The 24944-nt window shown below is 70.5% G+C and carries 21 protein-coding genes; 1 reads left to right on the top strand and 20 read right to left on the bottom strand.

The genetic code is table 11. From position 1 onward, the window contains the following. Position 1: 1 nt before the first annotated feature. From ctaD to I8920_RS06410, 4 genes are all read right to left on the bottom strand, one after another. Positions 2-1738, bottom strand: a complete 1737-nt coding sequence (gene ctaD / locus I8920_RS06425) for an aa3-type cytochrome oxidase subunit I (RefSeq protein ID WP_198658305.1) — start codon at positions 1736-1738, stop codon at positions 2-4. 11 nt (positions 1739-1749) lie between these two features. Further along, positions 1750-2652, bottom strand: coding sequence for an aa3-type cytochrome oxidase subunit II (gene ctaC, locus I8920_RS06420; protein WP_198658304.1), 903 nt, complete (start codon positions 2650-2652; stop codon positions 1750-1752). A 292-nt stretch (positions 2653-2944) separates the two neighbouring features. Further along, on the bottom strand, positions 2945-3316 hold the full coding sequence (locus I8920_RS06415) for a HesB/IscA family protein (RefSeq protein ID WP_198658303.1): 372 nt from the start codon (positions 3314-3316) through the stop codon (positions 2945-2947). A gap of 58 nt (positions 3317-3374) precedes the next feature. Next, positions 3375-4826, bottom strand: a complete 1452-nt coding sequence (locus I8920_RS06410; RefSeq protein ID WP_198658302.1) for a dipeptidase — start codon at positions 4824-4826, stop codon at positions 3375-3377. A 52-nt stretch (positions 4827-4878) separates the two neighbouring features. On the opposite strand from I8920_RS06410, the gene I8920_RS06405 reads away from it, so the two are divergent. Then, positions 4879-5454, top strand: coding sequence for a DUF3043 domain-containing protein (locus I8920_RS06405; RefSeq protein WP_225558499.1), 576 nt, complete (start codon positions 4879-4881; stop codon positions 5452-5454). A gap of 218 nt (positions 5455-5672) precedes the next feature. Here I8920_RS06405 and I8920_RS06400 read toward each other — a convergent pair whose 3' ends face one another. From I8920_RS06400 to murD, 16 genes are all read right to left on the bottom strand, one after another. After that, on the bottom strand, positions 5673-6749 hold the full coding sequence (locus I8920_RS06400; protein ID WP_198658300.1) for a quinone-dependent dihydroorotate dehydrogenase: 1077 nt from the start codon (positions 6747-6749) through the stop codon (positions 5673-5675). After that, positions 6746-7216, bottom strand: a complete 471-nt coding sequence (gene nrdR / locus I8920_RS06395; protein WP_198658299.1) for a transcriptional regulator NrdR — start codon at positions 7214-7216, stop codon at positions 6746-6748. Before nrdR ends, I8920_RS06400 begins: the two co-directional genes overlap by 4 nt. 13 nt (positions 7217-7229) lie before the next feature. Next, the gene (hisD, locus tag I8920_RS06390) at positions 7230-8537 is read right to left on the bottom strand and encodes a histidinol dehydrogenase (RefSeq protein ID WP_198658298.1); all 1308 of its coding nucleotides are present in this window, start codon (positions 8535-8537) and stop codon (positions 7230-7232) included. Between the two features lie 326 nt (positions 8538-8863). Next, positions 8864-12343, bottom strand: coding sequence for a DNA polymerase III subunit alpha (gene dnaE, locus I8920_RS06385; RefSeq protein ID WP_232832867.1), 3480 nt, complete (start codon positions 12341-12343; stop codon positions 8864-8866). 471 nt (positions 12344-12814) lie between these two features. After that, on the bottom strand, positions 12815-13744 hold the full coding sequence (locus I8920_RS06380) for an RluA family pseudouridine synthase (protein ID WP_198658296.1): 930 nt from the start codon (positions 13742-13744) through the stop codon (positions 12815-12817). Further along, positions 13741-14409 carry a signal peptidase II gene (gene lspA, locus I8920_RS06375; RefSeq protein WP_232832845.1) on the bottom strand — a complete coding sequence of 223 codons (669 nt, stop codon included), beginning with the start codon at positions 14407-14409 and terminating at the stop codon, positions 13741-13743. The genes I8920_RS06380 and lspA overlap by 4 nt, the downstream gene beginning before the upstream one ends. Positions 14410-14411: 2 nt before the next feature. Next, a complete protein-coding gene (locus I8920_RS06370; protein WP_198658295.1) occupies positions 14412-15098 on the bottom strand; it encodes a DivIVA domain-containing protein in 687 nt (228 codons plus the stop codon). Between the two features lie 186 nt (positions 15099-15284). Then, positions 15285-15581, bottom strand: a complete 297-nt coding sequence (locus I8920_RS06365) for a YggT family protein (RefSeq protein ID WP_232832844.1) — start codon at positions 15579-15581, stop codon at positions 15285-15287. A 70-nt stretch (positions 15582-15651) separates the two neighbouring features. Further along, positions 15652-16239 carry a cell division protein SepF gene (locus I8920_RS06360; RefSeq protein WP_198658294.1) on the bottom strand — a complete coding sequence of 196 codons (588 nt, stop codon included), beginning with the start codon at positions 16237-16239 and terminating at the stop codon, positions 15652-15654. A 42-nt stretch (positions 16240-16281) separates the two neighbouring features. Continuing rightward, positions 16282-17004, bottom strand: a complete 723-nt coding sequence (locus I8920_RS06355; RefSeq protein WP_198658293.1) for a YggS family pyridoxal phosphate-dependent enzyme — start codon at positions 17002-17004, stop codon at positions 16282-16284. A 7-nt stretch (positions 17005-17011) separates the two neighbouring features. Continuing rightward, entirely contained in the window at positions 17012-18175 is a 1164-nt protein-coding gene (gene ftsZ, locus I8920_RS06350) for a cell division protein FtsZ (protein ID WP_198658292.1), read from the bottom strand. Positions 18176-18321: 146 nt separating this feature from the next. After that, positions 18322-19674, bottom strand: a complete 1353-nt coding sequence (locus I8920_RS06345) for an FtsQ-type POTRA domain-containing protein (RefSeq protein WP_198658291.1) — start codon at positions 19672-19674, stop codon at positions 18322-18324. After that, on the bottom strand, positions 19671-21092 hold the full coding sequence (gene murC, locus I8920_RS06340) for a UDP-N-acetylmuramate--L-alanine ligase (protein WP_198658290.1): 1422 nt from the start codon (positions 21090-21092) through the stop codon (positions 19671-19673). Before murC ends, I8920_RS06345 begins: the two co-directional genes overlap by 4 nt. Then, entirely contained in the window at positions 21089-22186 is a 1098-nt protein-coding gene (gene murG, locus I8920_RS06335; RefSeq protein ID WP_198658289.1) for an undecaprenyldiphospho-muramoylpentapeptide beta-N-acetylglucosaminyltransferase, read from the bottom strand. The genes murC and murG overlap by 4 nt, the downstream gene beginning before the upstream one ends. After that, entirely contained in the window at positions 22183-23442 is a 1260-nt protein-coding gene (gene ftsW, locus I8920_RS06330) for a putative lipid II flippase FtsW (protein WP_198658288.1), read from the bottom strand. The genes murG and ftsW overlap by 4 nt, the downstream gene beginning before the upstream one ends. Further along, entirely contained in the window at positions 23405-24940 is a 1536-nt protein-coding gene (gene murD / locus I8920_RS06325) for a UDP-N-acetylmuramoyl-L-alanine--D-glutamate ligase (RefSeq protein WP_198658287.1), read from the bottom strand. The genes ftsW and murD overlap by 38 nt, the downstream gene beginning before the upstream one ends. Positions 24941-24944: the final 4 nt, after the last annotated feature.

Below are 24944 nucleotides of genomic sequence, written 5' to 3'. Positions count from 1 at the left end.
GTTACTTCACCTCGCCCTTCGCGGCGTCGTAGGTCGGGGCATCCGGAGCGTCCTTCGCGGGACCCACGCCGATCGGCACACCGGCCTCGGGGTGGTTCAGGTCGAAGGCCGGGGACTCCGAACGGATGCGCGGGATCGACGTGAAGTTGTGGCGCGGCGGCGGGCACGAGGTGGCCCACTCGAGCGAGCGGCCGTAGCCCCACGGGTCGTTCACGGCGACCTTCGGTGCGTTCCGAGCGGTCACGTAGACGTTGAAGATGAACGGCAGGAACGAGATCGCCAGGATCATCGAGCCGATCGTCGACAGCTGGTTCATCCAGGTGAAGCCGTCGTTCGGCAGGTAGGTCGCGTAGCGACGCGGCATGCCGATGACGCCCAGCCAGTGCTGGATGAGGAACGTGGTGTGGAAGCCGATGAACAGGAGCCAGAAGTGGATCTTGCCGAGGCGCTCGTTGAGCATCTTGCCGGTCCACTTCGGCCACCAGAAGTAGAAGCCGGAGAACATCGCGAACACGACGGTCCCGAAGACCACGTAGTGGAAGTGCGCGACCACGAAGTACGAGTCGGACACGTGGAAGTCGAGCGGCGGCGACGCCAGGATCACACCGGTGAGACCACCGAACGTGAAGGTGATGAGGAAGCCGAGCGCCCAGAGCAACGGGGTCTCGAACGTGACCGAGCCGCGCCACATGGTGCCGACCCAGTTGAAGATCTTCACGCCGGTCGGGACCGCGATGAGCATCGTCATGAGGGAGAACCACGGCAGCAGGACACCGCCGGTGACGTACATGTGGTGTGCCCACACGGTGACCGACAGGGCGGCGATCGAGATGGTCGCGTAGACGAGGGTCTTGTACCCGAAGATCGGCTTGCGGCTGAACACCGGGAAGACCTCGGAGACGATGCCGAAGAACGGCAGCGCGATGATGTAGACCTCGGGGTGCCCGAAGAACCAGAAGAGGTGCTGCCAGAGCAGGGCACCGCCGTTGGCCGGGTTGAAGATCTGGGCGTTGAACACCCGGTCGAGCCCGAGGCCGAACAGCGCGGTCGCCAGGACCGGGAATGCCATCAGGACGAGCAGCGCCGTCACGAGGGTGTTCCACGTGAAGATCGACATGCGGAACATGGTCAGACCAGGCGCACGCATCGTGATGATCGTGGTGATGAAGTTCACCGCGCCGAGGATGGTCGAGAACCCGGTCATGCCGAGGCCGAACACCCACAGCGTCCCGCCGAGGCCGGGTGTGAACGTCGTGTCACTCAGTGGCGCGTAGGCGAACCAACCGAACGAGGCGGCGCCCTGCGGGGTGAGGAAGCCACCGACCGCGATGAGCGACCCGAACAGGTAGAGCCAGAACGCGAAGCCGTTGAGTCGAGGGAAGGCGACGTCTGGCGCACCGATCTGCAGCGGCATGATCGCGTTCGCGAAGCCCGAGAAGAGCGGCGTCGCGAACATCAGCAGCATGATCGTGCCGTGCATCGTGAACAGCTGGTTGTACTGCTCCTTCGTCGCGACCACGTTCAGGCCGGGCTCGAAGAGCTGTGCGCGGATCACGAGGGCCATCACACCTGCGAGCAGGAAGAAGATGAACGACGCGATCAGGTACATGTACCCGATGGTCTTGTGGTCGGTGGAGGTGATCCACCGAACGACGATGTTGCCCTTCCGGCCCACCTTCGACGCCTGGAAGTCCGGCGTCGAGGTCTGGGTCGGTTGGCCGACGAGTGACGTTGTCATCTGACGAGCCCCTACTTGTTCTCGCTGGACGCCTCGACCGGCGCCTTGTTGTTCGGTTCGTTGCTGTTGGTGTTGTACTCGTCGCCCAGCAGACCGACCTTGCCCTGGTCCTTCAGGGTGTCGAGGTACTCCTGGTACTCGGCCGGCGTGACGACCTTCACCTGGAAGAGCATCAGCGAGTGGTACTCACCGCAGAGCTCCGCGCACTTGCCCTGGTAGGTGCCGAGCTTCTGCGGGATGAAGTACTCCCAGTTGGTCTTGCCCGGGAGCATGTCCTTCTTGTACAGGAAGTCGATGACCCAGAAGGAGTGGTCGACGTCGCGCGAGGAGAGCTCGATCGCGACCTTCTTGCCTTGCGGCAGGTAGAGGGTCGGCAGCTGCGACTCGTCGATCGCCCCGTTGGCGTCCTCTTCTTCCTGGGCCTGGATGCCCTGGTAGTAGACGCTCTCTTCGGGGTTGTCCTTGTTGATGTAGTTGAAGTCCCACGCCCAGCGCTTGCCGTACACGTGCACGGTGGCGTCGGGGTCCTCGAACGGCTGCTCGATGGCGGCCTGGTCCTTCGCGGTGAAGGCGAAGAAGCCGAGCACCAGGATCAGCGGCACGATCGTGTAGAAGATCTCGAGCGGCATGTTGTACCGCATCTGCACGGGCAGGCCGGTCTGACCCTTCCGCCGGCGGTAGACGATCGCCGCCCAGATGATCAGGCCCCACACGATGAGGCCGACGGCCAGGAGCACGATCCAGCTGGTCGTCCACAGGCCGACGACGCTGCTCGTGTGGTTCGTGACGTCCTTCGTCTCCTCCGTGCCGGGGAGCCATCCGTTCATCTGCTGCTGCGTGCAGCCAGCCAGTGCGATGACCAGACCGACGGCCACCGGGACGGCCGCCCAACGTATACGGCGATTCGAACGCACTGTTACCTCTCGCAAAAGACGTGAGCTCGGAGGTCAGCCCGTCGAGTGCGACGGTGTGCCGCACAGAGGCGACGCGGTGCTGGCTCCCAGCTTGATTGGAACACTCCTAGCTTACTCGCAGCTCGCCACCGCTCGCGCACACACGCCACGCCAGTGGCCCCGATCCGCACCGGGAACGGCCCCGTCGGACCCGGTCACACCGCACTCCCGCGGGGCGTGTCCGGCCCCACGAACGCGAGCGGGGAGCGACCGCACCGGTCACTCCCCGCTCGCGTGTCGGATCGACGGACGATCAGTGGAAGCTGTCGCCGCACGCGCAGCTGCCCTGCGCGTTCGGGTTGTCGATCGTGAAGCCCTGCTTCTGGATCGTGTCCTCGAAGTCGATGGTCGCGCCGTCGAGGTACGGCACGCTCATCTTGTCGACGACGACCTCAACACCGTCGAACTCGGCGGTGGTGTCACCGTCGAGCAGACGCTCGTCGAAGTAGAGCTGGTAGATGAGCCCCGAGCAGCCGCCGGGCTGGACGGCGAGGCGCAGGCGCAGGTCGTCGCGGCCCTCCTGCTCGAGCAGGCTGGCGACCTTGCCGGCGGCGGCGTCGCTCAGGAGCACGCCGTGCGACGGAACCTCGGTCGCCGGTGCGTCGTCGGTGATGGTGTCGCTCATCGCGCGTCTCCCTCCGGGCGGTGCCGTTCACCGCGCCTGGCGTCGATTGTAAGCACCGTCAGCTGCGGGTCGCGAGCCGGGCGAGCAGGATCGCCTCGGACACGATCGCGCGGTGCAGGACGCCGAGGTGCTGGGACTCGTTCGGGCTGTGCGCGCGGGTGTCCGGGTCCTCCACACCAGTGACCAGGATCTGGGCCTCCGGGAACTCGGCGGCCAGGTCCGACACGAACGGGATCGAGCCGCCGATGCCCTGCTCGACCGCCTCGTTGCCCCAGCCCTCGCGCATGGCGGTCCGGGCCTCCTGGACGGCCCAGCCGGCCGTGTCGACGAGGAAGCCGTCGCCGCTGTCGGGCTCGCTGATCTCCAGGCGGGCGCCGAACGGCACGTGCTCGCGCAGGTGGCGCTCGACGGCCGCGAAGGCCTGCTCGGCGTCCTGCCCGGGCGCGACGCGCACCGAGACGCGGGCGGACACGGTCGGCAGCAGCGTGTTCGACGCGTTCGCCACGCTCGGCACGTCCATGCCGGTGACCGTGATCGACGGCTGGAACCACATGCGCGAGAGCACGGCACCCGTGCCGATGGGCTGGACCCCGGGCACGAGCGCGGCGTCGGTGGCGAGCTCGTCGTCGGTCCGCTCGGGGACGTCCGCCTCGTACGACGAGAGACCGTCGACCGCGACCGAGCCGGCGTCGTCGTGCAGCGACGCGAGCAGGCGCACCATCGGGATCATGGCGTCGGGGGCCGCTCCCCCGAACATCCCGCTGTGGCTCGCGTGCTCGAGGGTCGTCAGGGTGAGCTTGAACGTGACGTTGCCGCGCAGCGAGACGGTGATCGACGGCACCTCGGTCGACCAGTTGTCGCTGTCGGCGACGACGATGACGTCCGCCGCCAGGTGCTCCTTCTGCTCGCGCAGGAAGGTGCGGAAGGAACGGGAGCCGAACTCCTCCTCGCCCTCGACGAACAGGACCACCCCGAGGTCGAGGTCGTCACCGAACTGCGCGTGCACGGCGCGGAGCGCGGCGATGTGCGTCATCACGCCGGCCTTGTCGTCGGAGGCGCCGCGCCCGTACAGCCGGTCGCCGCGCAGGGTCGGCTCGAACGGCGGCGTCTCCCACAGGGCGTCGTCGCCCTGCGGCTGCACGTCGTGGTGCGCGTAGAGCATGACGGTCGGCTTGCCGTTCCGTGCCGGACGGACGGCGAGCACCGCCGGCTGGCCGAGCTCCGCCTCGGCGTCCGACTCGGCGACGTCGGCGGTCGCGCCGGACACCGCGGACCGCACGATCCGCACGTCGTCCGCCCCGAAGACCCCCGTCGAGCGCGCGAGGTCCGCGACGGCCTCGGCGCTCGCTCGCACGTGCGCGGGGTCGAACGCCGACCACGACACGGACGGCAGGCGCACCAGCGCGGAGAGGTCGGCGATCGTGGTCGGCAACGCCCCCTGCACCTGTTCGCGCAGGGCGTCGAGGAGTGCGGGGTCGGTCGCGGTGCTGTGCTGGTCGGTGTCGGTCATGTCCCGTAATCTAGAGGACGATCCAGCACGCAACCGCAGTCAGGAACGCACCGTGGCGAAGGCAGCACCCAAGACCAACACGACCGTCAACCCGTCCGAGGAGGAACTCCTCGAGCAGGGCAAGGGTCGGCCGACGCCGTCGCGCCGGGAGCGTGAGGCCGCGAACCGTCGTCCCCTCGTCGGCGGCACCCCCGTCGACAAGAAGGCTGCCCGCGCGCGTCTCAACTCCGAGCGCGAGCGCGCCCGTGTGGGCATGGCGAACGGCGAGGAGCGCTACCTACCCGCGAAGGACCGCGGCGATCAGCGCCGCTTCGTCCGCAACTGGATCGACGCCCGCTGGAACGTCGGCGAGGTCATGATGCCGGTGCTCGTGCTGTTCCTGATCGTCGGGTTCGCCGCCGCGCAGACCGTCGTGGCGTCGTACTCGCTCCTGCTGGTGTGGGCGTTCGTCGCGCTCTTCATCATCGACTGCGTGGTGCTCTGGCTGTCGCTCCGCCGCAAGCTCACCGCGAAGTTCGGCGAGATGCAGCGCGGTACGTTCCTCTACATCCTCACGCGGGCGTGGCAGCTGCGGTTCCTGCGCCTGCCGAAGCCCCAGGTCCGGCGCGGCGAGTACCCCGCGCTGTAGTACCCGGCCTCGACGGAGCGCCGCTCGACCTCGGTCGGGCGGCGCTCCGTCGTTCCCGCACCTGCTCACCCGCTCGTGCTCCGTGAGCAGGAATGGTCGGGTGGACACGGCGCACCCGACCATTCCTGCTCACGAAGCGGCCGTGGGCGCGCCCCCACGACGGACGGGAGGCCCGTGGCGGTGTCGCCACGGGCCTCCCGTCCGTCAGGTGGTCGCGTCTACCGCGCCGCGCGTCGCGCCCGTCGCCGCCGCAGGCGGTTGATGCGCGCTGCCCAGGTCGGCCCCTCGTAGAGGAACGCCGTGTAGCCCTGCACCAGGGTGGCCCCGGCCTCGATGCGGTCCTGCACGTCCTGCTCCGTGGTGACTCCCCCGGCGGCGATGACGCAGAAGTCCTCCGGGACGGCAGCGCGGACGCGGCGCAGGACCTCGAGCGACCGGCCCGCGAGCGGGGCTCCGGACAGGCCGCCGGCGCCCATCGCCTCGACGTCGGCGCTCGGCGTCTGCAACCCCGACCGGTCGATCGTCGTGTTCGTCGCGATCACACCGGAGAGCCCGAGTTCGACCGCGAGGCCGGCGATCGCGTCGATCTGCTCGTCGGTCAGATCCGGCGCGATCTTGACCAGCACGGGCGTCCGGCCGGCGGCGCCGTGGACGGCGGACAGCAGGGGCCGCAGCTGGTCGAGTTCCTGCAGGCCGCGCAGCCCGGGCGTGTTCGGGGAGCTCACGTTGACCGCCAGGTAGTCGGCGAACGTCGCGAGGCGTCGGGTGGACTCGAGGTAGTCGTCGATGGCGTCCTCGACCGCGACGACGCGGCTCTTGCCGATGTTCACGCCGATGACGGGCCGACCGGGGTTGCGGCGGGCGCGCTCGAGGCGACGTGCGGCGGCAGCGGCGCCGTGGTTGTTGAAGCCCATCCGGTTGATCAGGGCGCGGTCGCCGATGAGCCGGAACAGCCGCGGACGCTCGTTGCCCGGCTGCGGCTTGGCGGTGATGGTGCCGACCTCGACGTGGCCGAACCCGAGCAGGCCGAGCCCGGCGATGCCGCGGGCGTCCTTGTCGAAGCCGGCGGCCAGGCCGAAGCGCGACGGGAAGTGGATCCCCATCGTCGTGACGCCGTCGGCGGCAGCCGGGCGACAGTACCGCTCGACGATGCCGGCGAGGAACGGCACGCGCGGCAACGCGGCGATCACGGCGAACGCCAGGTGGTGCGCCCGCTCGGGGTCCATGTTCGCGAAGACCGACCGGAAGACGACCGCGTAGCCGCCGCGGACCGCCCGTTCGCCGAGGTCGCTCACGCGCTCGTCCCGGCCGACGCGTGGTGGTCACGACGGAGCTGGCCGATGGCGTCCTCGAAGTCCTCGAGCGAGTCGAAGGCCTGGTACACGCTCGCGAACCGCAGGTAGGCGACCTCGTCGAGCTCGCGGAGCGGCGGCAGGATCGCCAGGCCGATGTCGTTCGCGTCGATCTGGCTCGACCCCGACGACCGCACGGTCTCCTCGACACGCTGCGCGAGCACGGCGAGGTCTCCGTCGGTGACCGGGCGTCCCTGGCACGCCTTGCGCACGCCCGAGACGATCTTGTCGCGGCTGAACGGCTCGGTGACGCCGTTGCGCTTCACGACGTTGAGCGAAGCGGTCTCAGTGGTCGAGAACCGCCGCCCGCAGTTGGGGCACTGGCGGCGACGGCGGATGGAGGTTCCGTCGTCGCTCGTCCGTGAGTCGACGACGCGGGAGTCCGGGTGGCGGCAGAAGGGGCAGAACATGTCGTTCCCCAGGCTAGCGGTTCGTCCGCTCCGTCACGGCGGCCCCGTGCGCGGGGAGCTGTTCCTCGGTGGACAGCGCCACGATGTGGTCGGCGACCTGCGCGAGCGCGTCCGACGTGTAGCGGATGACCTGCTGCGGGCGCAGGAACGTCGACGCCGACAGCCCGGAGCCGAACCGAGCCTGTCCACCGGTCGGCAGCACGTGGTTGGACCCGGCCAGGTAGTCCCCGAGGCTCACCGGCGTGCTCGGTCCGACGAAGACCGCGCCGGCCGCGTCGATGTCCGCGAGGACCGCGTCGTCGTCGGCCGTCTGGATCTCCAGGTGCTCCGGCCCGTAGGCGTTGCTCACGGTCGCGGCGTCGGCCAGCGAGTCCACCAGGACCACGGCGGACTGCGGTCCGTCCAGGGCGGTTTGGAGGCGCGCAGCCGTCCCGAGCACCGCCGTGCGTTCCGGGATGGCGGCCTCCACCGCATCGGCGAACGCCGGTGACGTCGTCACCAGCACGCTGCCCGCCTGCTCGTCGTGCTCGGCCTGGCTGATGAGGTCGGCGGCGACGAACCCGGCGTCGGCCGTGTCGTCCGCGATCACGAGGATCTCGGTCGCCCCGGCTTCGGAGTCGATCCCGACGACGCCGCGCACCAGACGCTTCGCCGCGGCGACGTAGTTGTTGCCCGGACCGGTGATGAGGTCGACCGGCTCGAGGTCGATCTCGGCGACGCCGTACGCCAGGGCGCCGACGGCTCCGGCGCCGCCCATCGCGTAGACCTCGTCGATGCCGAGCAGCCCGGCCGCGGCGAGGATCGTCGGGTGCACCGCGCCACCGTGGTCGCGCTGCGGCGGGGACACGAGGGCGATCGACCGCACCCCGGCTGCCTGGGCCGGGACGACGTTCATCACGACGCTCGACGGGTAGACGGCCTTGCCACCGGGGACGTAGAGCCCGACGCGGCGCATCGGCTGCCAGCGCTGGTGCACCTCGGCGCCGTCGGCCAGGGTGGTCACGGACCCGGCAGGGATCTGCGCGGCACTCGCGGCCCGCACGCGGCGGATCGCCTCGTCGAGGGCTGCGCGGAGCTCGGGGGCGAGCCCGGCGACGGCGGCGGCGATCTCGGCAGCAGGCACCCGGACGTTCGCGGGGGCTCCCCCGTCGAACCGCTCGGCCTGGTCGTGCAGGGCCGCGGCGCCCCGGTGTCGGACGTCCTCGACGAGCTCGCGCGCGGCATCGACCGCGTGCGACACGTCGCCCACGGCACGGGGCATGAGTCGGAGGAGTTCGGCACGGGCGGGGAGGCCGCCGCGGAGGTCGATTCGCTGCATCATGAGGGCTCCAGCGTACCGGCGGAGGTCTGCACGACGGCGTGCACACGGGCCGGTGTGGAGGAACGCGACGGTCTCCACAGGCGCGCACCGGTTCGCGGCCGTGCGGGTCGCGGGCGGCGACCCGCACGACCGGCAGATCGCGGTCCGCTCCCCAGCCGTGCGCGCAACCGGACCGGCGCGGCGGACCGGCACCGGGCTTCCCGACCGGTGCGGAGCCGCACCGGCCTGCCGGACCGGCACCGGGCCTCCCGACCGGCGCGCCGCGGACGGGACTCGTCGCCCACCGCGCGCCACGTCGAACCGGTGACGGCCGTCGACGCCTCCTGCTACACCAGGCAGCGCGGCCCGAGCAGGCTCTTCAGCTCCCCGAACAGGTCCGGCGTCAGGTTGACCGGGAACGGCAGCTCGAAGGTCCGCGCGACCTCGTCCTTGAGCAGTTTCAGCCGCACCTCGGTCTCGCCCCGGTGCCGGCCGAGCACGGCGGCGAGTTCCGTGACGGTCGTGGTGGTCGCCTGCCGTTCGGGCAGCGACAGCGTGAGCGGGCCGGAGCCCATCGCGTCGCCGACGTTCGGCTGGAACATGCTCACCGCGTGCAGGGCCTTGCCGTCGTCTCGGACGTTCACACGGCCGCGCAGCACGACGATCGAGTCGGCCACGAGCGAGGGACCGAACTCCTGGTACGTCTTGCCGAGGAACATGACGCCGATCTCGCCGCCGAAGTCCTCGATCTGGACGATGCCGTACGGATTGCCGCTCGACTTCGCCACCCGGTGCTGCACGCTCGTCAGCAGGCCGGCCACGGTGACGGTCTCGCCCTCGATGGAGTCGTCGGCGGTCAGCAGGTCGGCGATGGTGATCGACTGGTGCTTCGCGAGCTCGATCTCGAGCCCGGCGAGCGGGTGGTCGGACACGTAGAGCCCGAGCATGTCGCGCTCGAACGCCAGCTTGTCGCGCTTCGACCACTCCGGGCGGTCCGGCACCTGGGACACCGCGGCGCTCGGGGCATCCTCGGCGACCTCGGCGAAGAGGGAGTCGAAATCGAAGCCGACGTTGCCGTTGGCCTCGTCGCGCTTCACCTTGACCGCACCCTCGACGGCACCCTCGTGGATCTCCACCAGGGCACGTCGGGTGTCGCCGAACTCGTCGAACGCACCGGCCTTGATGAGCGACTCCACCGTGCGCTTGTTCGCCGACGAGATCGGGATCTTGCGCAGGAAGTCGTGGAAGGACTCGAAGGCGCCCTTCTCGGTGCGGGCCTTCACGATGTCGTCGACGACGTTGAAGCCCACGTTGCGGATCGCGCCCATGCCGAAGCGGATGTCGTCGCCGACGGCGGCGAAGAAGCCGATCGACTCGTTGACGTCCGGCGGCATCACCCGGATGCCCATGCGACGGCACTCGTTCAGGTAGAGCGCGAGCTTGTCGCGGGCGTCGCCGACACTCGTCAGCAGCGCCGCCATGTACTCGGCCGGGTAGTGCGCCTTGAGGTAGGCCGTCCAGAACGACACCACGCCGTACGCCGCCGAGTGCGCCTTGTTGAACGCGTAGTCGGAGAACGGCAGCAGGATGTCCCACAGCGTCTTGATCGCCGCGTCGGAGTACCCGTTGTCCTTCATGCCCTGCTGGAAGCCCGCGTACTGCTTGTCCAGCTCGGACTTCTTCTTCTTGCCCATCGCGCGGCGGAGGATGTCCGCCTGGCCGAGGGAGAACCCCGCGACCTTCTGCGCGATCGCCATGACCTGCTCCTGGTAGATGATCAGGCCGTAGGTCGTGCCGATGATGTCCTTGAGGGGCTCCTCGAGCTCCGGGTGGATCGGCGTGATCGGCTGCTCGCCGTTCTTGCGGAGCGCGTAGTTCGTGTGCGAGTTCGCACCCATCGGCCCCGGACGGTACAGGGCGATGAGCGCGGAGATGTCCTCGAAGTTGTCGGGCTTCATCAGGCGCAGCAGACCGCGCATCGGGCCGCCGTCGAGCTGGAACACGCCCAGGGTGTCGCCGCGCTGCAGCAGGGCGTAGGCCTCCGGGTCCTCGAGGCCCATCGTCTCGAGGTCGAGTTCGGTGCCGCGGTTGGTCTTGATGTTGTCGAGGGCGTCACTGATGATCGTGAGGTTGCGGAGCCCCAGGAAGTCCATCTTGATCAGGCCGAGCGACTCCGCTGCCGGGTAGTCGAACTGCGTGACGATCTGGCCGTCCTGCTCCCGCTTCATGATCGGGATGATGTCGATGAGCGGGTCGCTCGACATGATGACGCCGGCGGCGTGCACGCCCCACTGGCGCTTCAGCCCCTCGAGGCCGAGCGCGGTGTCGAAGACGGTCTTCGCCTCGGGGTCGGTCTCGACCACGGTGCGGACGTCGACGGCTTCCTTGTACCGCGGGTGGTCCTTGTCGAAGATCCCGGTGAGCGGGATGTCCTTGCCCATCACGGGCGGCGGCATCGCCTTGGTGAGCTTCTCACCCATGCCGAACGGGAACCCGAGCACCCGCGAGGAGTCCTTGAGCGCCTGCTTCGCCTTGATGGTGCCGTACGTGACGATCTGCGCGACGCGCTCGGACCCGTACTTCTCGGTGACGTACTTGATCGCCTCACCGCGGCGACGGTCGTCGAAGTCGACGTCGAAGTCGGGCATCGAGACGCGGTCCGGGTTGAGGAATCGCTCGAAGATCAGGCCGTGCCGGATCGGGTCGAGGTCGGTGATGCGCATCGCGTACGCGACCATCGAACCGGCACCGGAGCCACGGCCCGGACCGACCCGGATGCCGTTGTTCTTCGACCAGTTGATGAAGTCGGCGACCACCAGGAAGTAGCCCGGGAAGCCCATCTGGTTGATGATGCCGACCTCGTAGTCCGCGCGCTCCTGGACCTCCTTCGAGATGCCGCCCGGGTACCGGTACTCCAGCCCCTTCGCGACCTCCTTCTCGAACCAGGAGTGCTCCGTCTCGCCCTCGGGCACCGGGAACTTCGGCATGTAGTTGGCGGCGGTGTCGAACTCGACGTTGCACCGCTCGGCGATGAGCAGCGTGTTGTCGCAGGCCTCGAGGTTGTCACGGAAGACGTGGCGCATCTGCGCGGGCGTCTTCAGGTAGAACTCGTCGGCGTCGAACTTGAAGCGGTTCGGGTCGTTCAGCGTCGACCCCGACTGCACGCACAGGAGCGCGGCGTGCGACTTGGCGTCGTGGGCGTGCGTGTAGTGCAGGTCGTTCGTGCCGACCAGCGGGATGTCGAGGTCCTTCGCCAGGCGGATGAGGTCCGTCATGATCCGGCGCTCGATCTCGAGGCCGTGGTCCATGACCTCGGCGAAGTAGTTCTCCTTGCCGAAGATGTCGCGGTAGTCCGCCGCTGCCTGTCGGGCCTCGTCGTACTGCCCGAGGCGCAGCCGCGTCTGGATCTCGCCGGAGGGGCAGCCCGTCGTGGCGATGATCCCCTCGTGGTACTCCTGCAGCAGCTCGATGTCCATGCGGGGCTTGAAGTAGTAGCCCTCGAGCGACGCCTTCGACGACAGCCGGAACAGGTTGTGCATGCCGGTCGTGTTCTCGGCGAACATCGTCATGTGCGTGTACGACCCGGCACCCGACACGTCGTCCCCGCCGCCGTCGCCCCAGCGCACACGGGTCTTGTCCGAGCGGTGGGTGCGCGGCGTGATGTACGCCTCGGTCCCGATGATCGGCTTGACGCCGCCGGCCTTCGCGGCCTTCCAGAACTCGAACGCGCCGAACATGTTGCCGTGGTCCGTCACCGCCACCGCGGGCATGCCCTGCGCGGCGGTCTCCGCCACGAGGTCGGAGAGCCTGGCGGCACCGTCGAGCATCGAGTACTCGCTGTGCACGTGCAGGTGGACGAAGGAGTCGGAATCCGACACGGAACCTCCGGTTCGTACGGTCTGCGGGGTGGGAACAGCCTACCCGCGACCACCCACTTCACGGAGCGCGGCGGCGTGTGTGCGGGCCGCCGACGTGAGGCCGTCGGGCGCGCCGCGGCCGGGTCCGACGCCGAGGTAGCACGACACGCCGCACACCCGCGCCCGGTGCGAGCGCACGTGCGACTTCAGCGGAGCACGCGCCCGACGGGAGGCACGGGCCGGCCCCGCCACGCGCCTCCAGGCCGGCATCGGCGCGCGCCGCGCGCGGGGCGCGACGCCGAGCGGCCACGACACGACGCAAGCCGCCCGCCGAGGTGGCACGACACGTCGCGCGGCAGCGCCGAGCGCGACAGAACGCGCCACCTCGACGCACTCGGCCAGGCGCGCCAAGCGCCGCGCGCCAAGCGCCGCGCCGCCGCGTCAGGCCGACGCGCCCCGGATCCGCTCGAGCGCCCACTGCAGGTCGTCGGGGTAGGACGCCTCGAACGACACCCACTCCCCTGTGCGCGGGTGTGCGAACCCCAGCCGGACGGCGTCCAGCCACTGCCGCGTCAAACCGAGCTCCGCCGCCAGCACCGGATCGGCCCCGTACATGGTGTCCCCGACGAGCGGGTGCCGGGTCGCGGCCATGTGCACCCGGATCTGGTGCGTGCGACCGGTCTCCAGGTGCACCTCGAGCAGGGTCGCGGCACGGAAGGCCTCGAGGGTCTCGTAGTGCGTGACGCTCGGCTTGCCGTCCGCGGTGACCGCGAACTTCCAGTCGCTCGACGGGTGGCGGCCGATCGGGGCGTCGACGGTGCCGGAGGTCGGGTCCGGGTGACCCTGCGCGAGCGCGTGGTACACCTTCTCGACCGTGCGCTCCTTGAAGGCGCGCTTCAGGTGCGTGTACGCCAGCTCGGTCTTCGCCACGACCATCAGGCCGGAGGTCCCGACGTCCAGCCGGTGCACGATGCCGGCCCGCTCGGCGGCCCCGGACGTCGCGATGGTGAAGCCGGCGGCGGCCAGGCCACCGGGCACGGTCGGGCCGTCCCACCCGGGCGACGGGTGCGCGGCGACCCCGACGGGCTTGTCGACGACGACGATGTCCTCGTCGTCGTGGACGATCGTCATGCCCGGCACGGCGGCGGGGACGATGCGCGGCGGCTCCTTCGGGCTCCACTCGACCTCGAGCCAGGAGTCGGCGTGCAGGCGGTCCGACTTGTCGACGGGCACCCCGTCGACGCGGACGCCGCCGGCGGCGACGACGTCGGCCGCGAAGGACCGGCTGAACCCGAGCAGCTTCGCGATGGCGGCGTCGACACGCTCACCGGCGAGCCCGTCGGGGACGGGCAGGGCACGCGACTCGGTCACGTGGCGTCGTGTCCCAGCGTGTCGCGCCGGTCGCGGTCGTCCGGACGGGAGGCGCGGTGCGGCTCGGCGACGTCGGCCTGCTCGGCGGAGAACGCGGCCCCGCCGTCCAGCGGCGCCGCCGCGTCGGCCTCGGCCTGCCGCTTGGCCGACAGGGTGCGGGTGCCGTCGAGGTTCACGCCGAGGATCACCAGCAGCACGAAGACGACCATGCTGATGCAGATGAACGAGTCCGCGATGTTGTAGATCGCCGGCATCATCCACGGTGTCGAGATGAAGTCGACGACGTGCCCGCGAGCGAACCCGGGTTCACGGAAGAGCCGGTCGATCAGGTTGCCGAGCGCACCGCCGAGCAGCATGCCCAGCACGATCGCCCACCACATCGAGCGGATGCGGCGCGAGTAGACGATGATCGCGACGACGACGGCGGCGGAGATGACCGAGAAGACCCAGGTCATGTTCACCGCGAACGAGAACGCCGCTCCGGGGTTCCGCACGTACAGGAACTGCAGCGCGCTGCCGAGCACCGGGACGGGCTCACCGTAGGGCAGGTTCGCGACGACCAGCGCCTTGGCGACCTGGTCGAGTCCCACCACCACGACAGCGGCGAAGGCCAGTGCCGCGATCGCGCGGACACTGACCTTCGCTGGTGATGCTGGTCGCGACAACGTCAGTTGCCGAAGCCCTGCGCCGAAGCCGGCGCCGGGGTGAGACCGGACTGCTCGCCCGAGGAGTCGAGCTCGGAGAGCTGCCCCTGGATGTAGCTCTTGAGCTGCGCACGGTAGTCGCGCTCGAAGGTGCGGAGCTCGTCGATCTTGCCCTCGAGCTGACGCTGCTCCTGCTCGAGCACCGCGACACGCTGACGGTTGGTGTTCTCGGTGTCGGCGATGATCTGGCGCTGCTTCGCCTCGGCCTCGGAGACCAGGCGGGCGGCCTGCGCGGTGCCCTCGGCGATGAGCGCGTCGCGCTTCTCGATGCCCTCGCGCACGTGCTCCTCGTGGAGACGACGGGCCAGGGTGAGGAGGTTCGTGGTGCCCTCGGTGTCCTCGTCGGCCGGGACCGTGGTCGCCGGTGCGGCGGCCGCGACCGGAGCGGGCTCCGGAGCTGCCTCGACGGGGGCCGGGGTGGGCTCCGGCTCGGGCTCGGCCGCGGGGGCCGGCTGCTCGGCCTGCGCCGGCTGCGGGGCCGTCTCGACCGCCTGCAGGCGCTGGCGGAGCTCGTCGTTCTCCGCGGTCAGGCGACGGAGCTCGACGACGACCTCGTCGAGGAAGTCATCGACCTCGTCCTGGTCGTAGCCCTCGCGGAACTTCGTCGGCTGGAACCGCTTGTTGACTACGTCTTCCGGCGTCAAAGCCATTGCCGTCACCTCAATAGAACTGCTGAACGTGTGGAACCGCGTGCGGTGCGACCGAATGTACCAGTCGTGCCGTGCGGTGCGGATGCATCACCGGGGCGAGCATCGATCCCGACCACCGTACACCGACGATGGGGCGGAACCGTGACCATGCCGCTGGCGTGGCGCGTGTCGCGGACCGAAGTCCGCTCAGACCCGGCCCGCGATCGACGCGACGACGACACGGGCGATGATGACGACGAGCATCACGATCGTCCAGCCGAAGTCGAGTGCGACGGGCCCCAGGCGGAGCGGCGGGAGGACCCGTCGGACCGCACGGATGGGCGGGTCGGTGATCGTGTAGACGAACTCCGAGACCACGAGCAGCCCACCACGCGGCCGCCAGGCCCGGTTGACGCTCTGCACGAGGTCCAGGGCGAACCGGCCCCACATCACGAAGAAGTAGAGCAGGAGAGCAAGGGAGACGATCCCTAGGATCACGGACACGATGGGGCTCGCTCGTCTCGGTCGAGGGCCGTCGGGCGACGACCTTCAAGGGCGGGTGGGCCGGGAAGGCTCAGGACTGGGCGAAGAAGTTCGCCTCGATGTCGGACTCTACCTCAGCGGGCTCACCGCTCACTGCGACGTGGGCGGGCGACAGCAGGAAGACCTTGTTCGTGACGCGCTCGATCTTGCCGAACAGGCCGAGCGACAGCCCCGAGGCGAAGTCGATCATTCTCCGGGCGTCACCCTCGGTCATCTGCGAGAGGTTGATGATGACGGGGATGCCGTCGCGGAAGCTCTCGGCGATGGACTGGGCGTCCTTGTACTCGCGCGGGTGGACGGTGAGGATCTCGTTCATTTCCTGGACCGGGGTCGCCTTCTGTGCGGTCGTGTGCGAGCGGCGGAGCGGAGTGACCTGGGCGCCGCGCTGGTGGGTGTGCGTCTTGGGGGTGGCCGGTGCTGCTGCGGGAGCGGCCGCCGCTGCGGGGGCCGGGGCCTCCTGCTGCTCGGCGGGGGTCGCGTCCGGGGCGGCAGCGGCCGGCTGTCGTGCGGGCGCAGCCTGCTGGCGCGCCGGGGCGGCCTGCTGCTGCTCTTCCTCGTAGTCGAGTTCCTCATCGGCGAGGCCGAGGTAGACCATCGTCTTCTTCAGCGGGTTGGCCATGGTTCCTCCGGGGTTCGTGCTCGTGGGTGCCCTGCAACGAGGCTAGGGCGCGACCGGCCGGTTTCCCGTGATTGCGGTACCGATCCGCAGGTGTGTCGCGCCCTCGAGGATCGCCTCGGCGTGGTCGCCGCTCATGCCGGCGGAGATGTCGGTGGCGCCGGGATCGAGCGACACGACGCGCGAGGAGATCGCGCGGAGCCGGGCGAAGGCCGCACGGGGTTCCTCGTCGAGGGGCGCGACGGCCATCACGCCCCGCAGCCGGATCGTCCCGGTCGCGAGCACCCGTTCCGCCATCGCCTCGACCGCGTCCGGCTGCACGCCCCCGCGGCCCGGGTCGTCGGTCAGGTTCACCTGCACGAAGCCGTCGATGACCGGCGGCGCCGGTTCGGCCTCGGTCGGAGCGAACGCGTCGACGACGGACTCGCGGTCGAGCGACTGCACGACGTGCGCGTACCGGCGGGCCTGCCGCGCCTTCTTCGACTGCAGCTGCCCGACGAAGTGCCACGTGAGCCCGAGGTCGGCGAGCTCCGCCGCCTTGGCCTGTGCCTCCTGGTGACGGTTCTCCCCCACGTCGGTGACGCCGAGCGCGGCCAGCTCGCGCACGAGCGCGGCCGGGTGGTACTTCGTCACGACGACGAGCGTCAGCTCGTCGGGGCTGCGGCCCGCGAGCCGCGCCGCGTCGGCGATGCTGCTCCTGACGGACGCGAGACGCGCCTCCAGTCCGTCGTCTGGTGACGAGGACGGGAGGCGCGGATCACCTGCCATGGAACGGTTACTTGAGGAAGTCGGGGACGTCGAGCTCGTCGTCGTCGTCGAACGCCGGGTCGGCGGCGCGCTGCACCGGCGGCTGGTGCTCCTGCGAGGCCCACGAGGGGGTCGACGAGGTCGAGTCCTCGATCGCACCGGTCGACGCGGCGGAGACCGGAGCCGCTGCCTCGGAACCCGGGTCGACGTAGCTGGAGCGGCGCTCCTTCTGCTGCTGCGCCGGCTCGCCGCCGTCGAAGCCCGCGGCGATGACGGTCACGCGGACCTCGTCGCCGAGGGTGTCGTCGATGACGGCACCGAAGATGATGTTCGCCTCGGGGTGGACAGCCTCCTGCACCAGGCGGGCGGCGTCGTTGATCTCGAAGATGCCGAGGTTCGAGCCACCCTGGATCGACAGGAGCACGCCGTGCGCGCCGTCGATCGAGGCCTCGAGCAGCGGCGACGCGACGGCCAGCTCGGCCGCCTTGATCGCGCGGTCGGCACCACGGGACGAACCGATGCCCATGAGCGCGGAACCGGCGCCCTGCATGACACTCTTGACGTCGGCGAAGTCGAGGTTGATGAGACCCGGGGTCGTGATCAGGTCGGTGATGCCCTGCACACCGGCGAGCAGCACCTGGTCGGCGGTGGCGAACGCCTCGACCATCGAGATGCCGCGGTCGCTGATCTCGAGCAGGCGGTCGTTCGGCACGACGATGAGCGTGTCGACCTCGTCCTTGAGGCCCGCGACGCCGTTCTCGGCCTGCGACTGGCGACGCTTGCCCTCGAAGCTGAACGGCTTCGTGACGACACCGATGGTGAGCGCGCCGATGGACTTCGCGATGCGTGCGACGACCGGGGCACCACCCGTGCCGGTCCCGCCACCCTCACCGGCCGTGACGAACACCATGTCGGCCCCGGCGAGGGCTTCCTCGATCTCCTCGGCGTGGTCCTCGGCGGCACGACGGCCGACCTCGGGATCCGCGCCGGCACCGAGGCCGCGCGTGATCTCGCGGCCCACGTCGAGCTTGACGTCGGCGTCGCTGAGCAGCAGGGCCTGGGCGTCGGTGTTGATCGCGATGAACTCCACGCCCCGCAGGCCGAGTTCGATCATGCGGTTGACGGCGTTCACGCCGCCGCCGCCGACGCCGACGACCTTGATGACGGCGAGGTAGTTGTGGTTCGTGGTCACGTCAGTCAGGCCTCCGGTCGAACCCTCAACCTCTACTTGAAGTTCAGGGGCAATGCTGGTAGATGTGGTGCTGGCTTCGACGCTACGGGTGCGTTCGGCGCAGTGTCGCCCCGCCACGCCGCGTGTCGTCGATCAGGTCCGGCAAATCAGTCCTTCGCGCGGATCACGCCGTTGTCCGGCGCGGACACGTCGTACTCGACCACGACGCCGGGGTTCCGCGCCTCGTGGTCCTGCACCAGTGCCGCGAGCAGCGCGGCCTTGGCCGGCGAGTCGTCCGGACTCCCCCACACCACCGTCGAGCGGTCGCGCAGGGTCAGGGTCACGTCGTCGGCGGTGGAGCCCGACACGCGGGTCACCTGCGACCGGACGGTCGACGGCAGCGCGAGCACGACCTCGGTCATCGTGCGGAAGCTCGACGACCCGAGCCGGGCGCGGGCGATGTCGGCGAGGGGCAAGCGGGCCGGTCGTTCCGGCGCGGACTGCACGACGATGCCCGCCGGGTCGACCAGGTCGAAGGACCGCCCGGAACGCACCGCGACGACCGGCGTGCGCTCGGTCACGGTGACGACGAGGGTGTGCGGCGGCGCCTCCTCGGTCACGTAGCTCTCGATGAGCGGGAACCCGGCGATGTCGCGCTTGATCGCGTCGAAGTCGAGCCGGGCCAGCGGGGTCCCGATCTGGTCGGACAGGGCCTGCCGCAGTGCCGTCTCGTCGACGCGCTCCGTGCCCTCGATCTCGATCGTGCGGAGCGCCATGAGCGGCGACGACACCGCCACCAGGATCGACGCACCGAGCACCACGACGACGCTCGCCGCCGTGATCCACGCCGCTCGGCGGTGGCGGCTGCGCCGTGTGAACCGGCGGACCTCGGCCCGTTCGAGCAGGCGGCGACGCCGCTTGGCGACGCGCGCCTCGCGGGCGGTCTCCGCCGCACGCACTCCGGCGCCGATCGGTGTCCCCGTCGACTGCTCCGGCCGGGAGGCACCACCCGCGTCGAGCACGTCGGTGACGGTGGCGTCGTGGTCGGCTGCACCGCCCGTCGCGCTCCGGCGCTCCGCCGCACGTCGTTCGTGTTCCGGGTCGCGGTGGTCCTCGTTCGGGGTGTACTCCCGGAGCCGGTCCGCGACGACGCCGAAGCCGGTGCCGAGACGTCGTCCGGCGGCACCCGCGAGGGCACCGACCCGGTCGCGGGTCGACCCGGCCGAGTCGGTCGACGGATCTGCGCCCGCCGACGGTCGTCGCGCCCCGACACTCGGGGGCGCATCGACCGTGCGGGGGCGCGTTGCCGAGGGACCGCCGTCCGGCGTGGTGGGAGCCGGGTCGTCGTCGACCGCAGCCGACTCGTCGGCGGCGGGGCGGGCCTCCTGGGCGTCGACGGCGCGACCGCGGAACGGCAGCCGCGGCGTCGAGGGACCACGACGCTGCCGGGGCGCGTCAGCGGCCTCGGCCGGGACGTCCTGGCGGGCGTCCCCCTCGTCGAACCCCTCCGGACGCTTCACCGAGCCTGCGCCCCGTCGTCCTGGAGCGCACCGAGCACCTGCGGGATGATCCGGTACACGTCGCCGCAGCTCAGGGTCATGATGATGTCGCCGTCCCGGGCGATCGCGGCCGCACGGGCGGCGGCGTCGTCCCAGTCGGGCAGGAACTCGACACGCGACTGGTCGGCGAAGCGCTCCTGCACCAGGGCGCCGGTCACGCCGGGCTCGGGGTCCTCACGGGCGCCGTAGACGTCGAGCACCACCGTGTGGTCGGCCAGCTCCTCGTAGACCTTCGCGAAGTCGCCGGCCATGAGCCGGGTGCGCGAGTACAGGTGCGGCTGGTGGATCGCGATGATGCGGCCGTCGCCGACGACGTTGCGGGCGGCCTTGAGCGCCGCCGCGACCTCGGTCGGGTGGTGGGCGTAGTCGTCGTAGACGGACACGCCGCGCTCGACGCCGTGCAGCTCGAAGCGGCGCTGGGTGCCGCCGAACGCCTCGAGTCCGCGGATCGCGTCGGCGGCGCTGACGCCGAGACCGGTCAGGACCGCGAACGCGCCGACCGCGTTGATCGCGTTGTGCCGACCGGGAACGCGCAGGGTCAGGTGGTGGGCTTCACCCGCGGCACGGAAGTCGACCTCGACCCCGGCTGCCTCGGTGATGCCCTCGATGCGGACGTCCGCGTCGGCGGCCTCGCCGAAGGTGACGACCTCGGGGGCGTCCGGGCGCTGCCGGATGCCGGCCGTGACGGTCTTCGCGCCGGCGTCGTCGCTCGAGATGACGACGCGCTCGCTCGCCTTCGCGGCGAACTCGACGAAGGCCTCGGTGAAGGCCTCCTCGCTGCCGTAGTGGTCCAGGTGGTCGGCGTCGACGTTGGTGACGAGGGCCACGGCGACGTCGTACAGCAGGAACGAGCCGTCGGACTCGTCCGCCTCGACGACGAACAGGTCGCTCGATCCCGGGGCCGAGCTCGTGCCGAGGGACTGGATGACGCCGCCGTTCACGAAGCTCGGGTCGAGCCCGAGTTCGACCATCGCGGTGACGATCATGCCCGTCGAGGTGGTCTTGCCGTGCGCGCCGGCGACCGCGACCAGGCGGTGATCGGCGATGAGCGCGGCGAGGGCCTGCGAGCGGTGCAGCACCGGCAGCCCGCGGCGCTGCGCCTCGAGGAGCTCGGGGTTGTCCGGCCAGAGCGCACTCGTCACCACGAGGGTGTCCGCCTCGCCGACGTTCGCGGCGTCGTGGCCGATGTGGACCGTCGCACCGAGGTCGCGCATGGTGCCCGTCGTCTCGGTCTCGCGGGAGTCGCTCCCGGTCACCCGGTGCCCGGCGGCGAGGAACATCCGTGCGATGCCGCTCATGCCCGAGCCCCCGATGCCGACGAAGTGCACGGTGCCGAGGTCGTCGGGGATCGGCTGCGTCAGGTCGGGCTTGATGGTCATGGTTCCTCCGTGGTGCTGGGGGCCTGCTTCGCGGCGTCGAGGACCAGGTCGGTCATCCGGTCGGCGCCGTCGCGGTGGCCGACGCTGCCCGCCCGCACGGTCATGTCCGCGATGCGGGAGCGGTCCTGCAGGATGCTCAGCAGCTGGAACGTCACCCAGTCCTGGTCGAATTCCCCGTCGGCCACCAGGACGGCTCCCCCGGCGTCGACGACGTCCTGCGCGTTGTGGCGCTGCTCGCCGTTGCCGACCGGGTACGGCACGAGCACGCTCGGCAGGCCGACCGCCGTGAGCTCGCACACCATGCCGGCACCGGATCGCGAGACCACGAAGTCGCTCGCGGCGTAGGCCAGGTCCATCCGGTCGCAGTAGGGCAGCACGTGGTACCCGTCCAGGTCGCTCGGGCCGATGTCCGACGCGGCGCCGACGACGTGCAGGACCTGCCACCCGGCGCCGACGATGGCGGCGGCCGAGGTGTTGATCGTCCGGTTGATGCTCCGCGCGCCCGACGAGCCGCCGGTCACGAGCAGGACCGGGCGGTCGGGGTCGAGGCCGAACTCGGCGAGGCCCTCGGCACGCACGGCCCGGCGGTCCAGCGACTCGATCTCGCGGCGCAGGGGCATGCCGACGACACGGCCGTTGCGCAGCCGGGTGTTCGAGAAGGTCAGGCCGACGTGCCGGGTCAGGAACGCGGCGAGGCGGTTCGCCAGCCCGGGCTTCGCGTTCTGCTCGTGCACGACGATCGGGGTGCCGGTCCGGCGTGCGGCGATGTAGGCCGGGGCGGCCGCGTAGCCGCCCACGCCGAGCACCACCTCGATCTCGCGCTCCCGGATGATCCGCTCGGTCTGCTTGACCGCCGCGGCGAAGCGCTGCGGGAAGCGGAGGGCGTTCGCGTTCAGCTTCCGGGGGAAGGGCAGCCGCGGGATGGTCAACAGCTCGTACCCGCGCATCGGCACCAGCCGGGACTCGAGGCCCTCGGCGGTGCCGAGCACGAGCACCTGGGCGTCGGGCTCCCGCTCGGTCAACCGGTCGGCGACGGCGAGCAGGGGGTTGACGTGGCCGGCGGTGCCGCCGCCGGCGAAGAGGTACTTGCTCACCGCAGGGGTCCGTTCGTGGTGGGGAGTCGGTTCGTCGTGGCGGGGTCGTTCCGCCCGGGCAGGTCGCGGGCGAAGGAGAGCACCACGCCGATCGCGACGAGGGTCATGATGAGCGCCGAGCCGCCGGCCGAGATGAGCGGCAGCGGCACCCCGAGCACCGGCAGCAGGCCGAGCACGACGGCGATGTTGACGAGCGCCTGGCCGATGATCCACGCCAGGATGCCGCCCGTGACGGTCTTGACGAAGGGGTCGCGGGACTGCCGGATCACCTTGATCATCCCGATGGCCAGCACGACGAACAGGACCAGCACGACGACGGCGCCGACCAGGCCGAGCTCCTCGCCGATGATCGCGAAGATGTAGTCGTTGTCCGCCTCGGGCAGCCAGGACCACTTCGCCTTGGAGTTGCCGAGGCCGACGCCGAAGACCCCGCCGGACGCGAGCGCCCACATACCGTGCACCGGCTGCCAGCAGATGTCCTGGTACTGGCTCGTGTCGGTGCAGCCGGCGAGCCAGGCGCTGATGCGTGTGGAGCGGGACGCCGACGCCATCGTCACGAACGGCAGGAGCACGGCGATCGTGACGAGACCGACGAGCAGGTGCCGTCCGCGGACGCCGCCGAGGTACAGGGCGCCGAACACCAGGACGACCATGACCATCGCGGTGCCCTGGTCACCACCGAGGATCACGAGGCCGAGCGACAGCAGGGCGGCGATCCCGACCGGGACGAAGACCTCTTTCCAGTCGTCCAGCTTGTCGCGCTTGACGTAGATGATCGCGCCGATGCCGAGCACCAGACCGAGCTTGACGACCTCGGAGGGCTGCGCGGTGAACGACTCCCCGATCTTGATCCAGTTCCGGTTGCCCTGGATGTCGATGCCGAGCGGCGTGTAGACGAGCAGCTGCAGCACCAGGGCCGCGCCGAGCAGCCGCATCGCCCACTTGCGCCAGACGCGGGTGGGCACCCGACTGGCCACGAGCATGAGCGGCACGCCCACCACGGCGTAGAGCCCCTGGCGGGACGCCGCACCGAAGAAGTCGTGGGTCGCCGCGTACTCCTCGACACTCGACGACGACAGCACCATCACGACGCCGAAGACGACGAGGAACAGCGTCACGCCGAGGATCGTGTAGAACGTGGTCGACTCGGCGACGAAGACGTTCTTGACGGCGACGAAGGCGCCGTTGGCCCGGCGTCCGCCCTGCGGCGACGCGCCGTTACGACTGTTCGGAAGATCCGTCGGTGTCGTCGCCATCGACTTCTCCTCCCAGGTGTTCGTGGACCGCGGCCGCGAAACGACGCCCCCGGTCGGCGTAGGAGCCGAACTGGTCGAACGATGCCGCCGCCGGAGCGAGGAGGACCGTGTCGCCCGGCCTCGCGACCGATGCGGCATGCCGGACCGCCTCGCGCATGACCTGATCAGTGTCGGTCGTCTCCACCTGGAGCACGGGGACCGCGGACGCGTGTCGCGCGAATGCCTCGAGCACGGGGCCACGGTCGGTCCCGATGACGACGACGGCGCGCACGCCCGGCCCGAAGCGCTCGACCAGGCCGTCGATGTCGACGCCCTTGAACAAGCCACCGACGATCCACACGACGGTGTCGAACGAGGCGAGCGAGGCCGTGGCGGCGTGCGGGTTCGTCGCCTTGGAGTCGTCGACCCAGGCGATCCCCTCGGCCTCGGCCACGAGCTCGGTGCGGTGGTGGTCGGCCCGGAACCCCCGGACGGCGGCCTGGATGGCGCTCGGCTGGACCGTACCGGCGCGCGCGAGGGCGGCGGCGGCCAGCACGTTCATGGTCATGTGCGGGCTCGCGAGCCCCGCGGTCTCGAGGTCGGCGACGGTCGACAGCTCGAGCGCGCTGTTCCGGCGGTCCTCGGTGAAGGCCCGGTCGCACAGGACGTCCTCGACGATGCCGACGTCGCCCGGAGCGGGGACGCCCGGGGTGAAGCCCACCGCGCGGCAGCCCTCGACCACGTCGGCCTCCTGCACCATGTGCCGGGTGACCTCGTCGGAGGTGTTGTAGACGCACGCCATCACGGTGCGCTCGTAGACCTTGGCCTTCGCGGCACGGTAGGCCTCGGCCGAGCCGTGCCACTCGAGGTGGTCGTCGGCGATGTTCAGGCAGGCACTGGCGAGCGGCACCACGGCACCGTCCCCGGAGTCGGCCATGTAGTGCAGCTGGTGGCTGGACAGCTCGACCACCAGGACGTCGTAGCCCACCGGGTCGCGGACCACGTCGAGCACCGGCACACCGATGTTCCCGCACGCCACCGCGCGCAGCCCACCGGACTCGTACATCGCGGTGGTGAGCTGGGTGGTGGTGGTCTTGCCGTTCGTGCCGGTGATGGTGATCCACGGCGCGGCGACGGGGCCGCGCACGACCTTGTCGCGCACACGCCAGGCGAGCTCGATGTCGCCCCAGACGGTGCTGTTCGTCACCGACCACTGGACGGTCGCGTTGTGCGGCGGCAGCCCCGGCGAGACGATCACGACGTCGGGGGCCTGCTGCACCAGGGCGTCCGGCACCACGTCGAGCGGGGTCTGCACGAACCGGGCGCCGATGACGTCGAGCAGCTCGACGCTGTCGGCGGGCGCGTCGGTCGAGTACACCGTCACGTCGCTGCCGAGTTCGACGAGCGTGTCGGCGACCGAGAACCCGGTCGCGCCGAGGCCGAGGACGGCGACGTTCAGTCCCTTCCACCCCTCGGCGTACCAGCTGTCGAGGGACGAGAGACGGGACGGCGAGGACACCGGG

It is taken from the genome of Curtobacterium sp. YC1, from assembly GCF_016267665.1.
GTDB lineage: Bacteria > Actinomycetota > Actinomycetes > Actinomycetales > Microbacteriaceae > Curtobacterium.
This window is presented reverse-complemented; position numbering and strand designations above follow the sequence as displayed.

What these genes read in the sequence shown, in the direction of transcription:
- dnaE (WP_232832867.1), bottom strand. Translation starts at nt 12,343, where the DNA reads ATGCTCGACGGTGCCGCCAGGCTCTCCGACCTCGTGGCGGAGACCGCC.
- I8920_RS06415 (WP_198658303.1), bottom strand. Translation starts at nt 3,316, where the DNA reads ATGAGCGACACCATCACCGACGACGCACCGGCGACCGAGGTTCCGTCG.
- I8920_RS06355 (WP_198658293.1), bottom strand. Translation starts at nt 17,004, where the DNA reads ATGGCAGGTGATCCGCGCCTCCCGTCCTCGTCACCAGACGACGGACTG.
- nrdR (WP_198658299.1), bottom strand. Translation starts at nt 7,216, where the DNA reads ATGTTCTGCCCCTTCTGCCGCCACCCGGACTCCCGCGTCGTCGACTCA.
- hisD (WP_198658298.1), bottom strand. Translation starts at nt 8,537, where the DNA reads ATGATGCAGCGAATCGACCTCCGCGGCGGCCTCCCCGCCCGTGCCGAA.
- I8920_RS06370 (WP_198658295.1), bottom strand. Translation starts at nt 15,098, where the DNA reads ATGGCTTTGACGCCGGAAGACGTAGTCAACAAGCGGTTCCAGCCGACG.
- ftsW (WP_198658288.1), bottom strand. Translation starts at nt 23,442, where the DNA reads ATGGCGACGACACCGACGGATCTTCCGAACAGTCGTAACGGCGCGTCG.
- I8920_RS06410 (WP_198658302.1), bottom strand. Translation starts at nt 4,826, where the DNA reads ATGACCGACACCGACCAGCACAGCACCGCGACCGACCCCGCACTCCTC.
- I8920_RS06360 (WP_198658294.1), bottom strand. Translation starts at nt 16,239, where the DNA reads ATGGCCAACCCGCTGAAGAAGACGATGGTCTACCTCGGCCTCGCCGAT.
- murC (WP_198658290.1), bottom strand. Translation starts at nt 21,092, where the DNA reads ATGACCATCAAGCCCGACCTGACGCAGCCGATCCCCGACGACCTCGGC.
- ctaD (WP_198658305.1), bottom strand. Translation starts at nt 1,738, where the DNA reads ATGACAACGTCACTCGTCGGCCAACCGACCCAGACCTCGACGCCGGAC.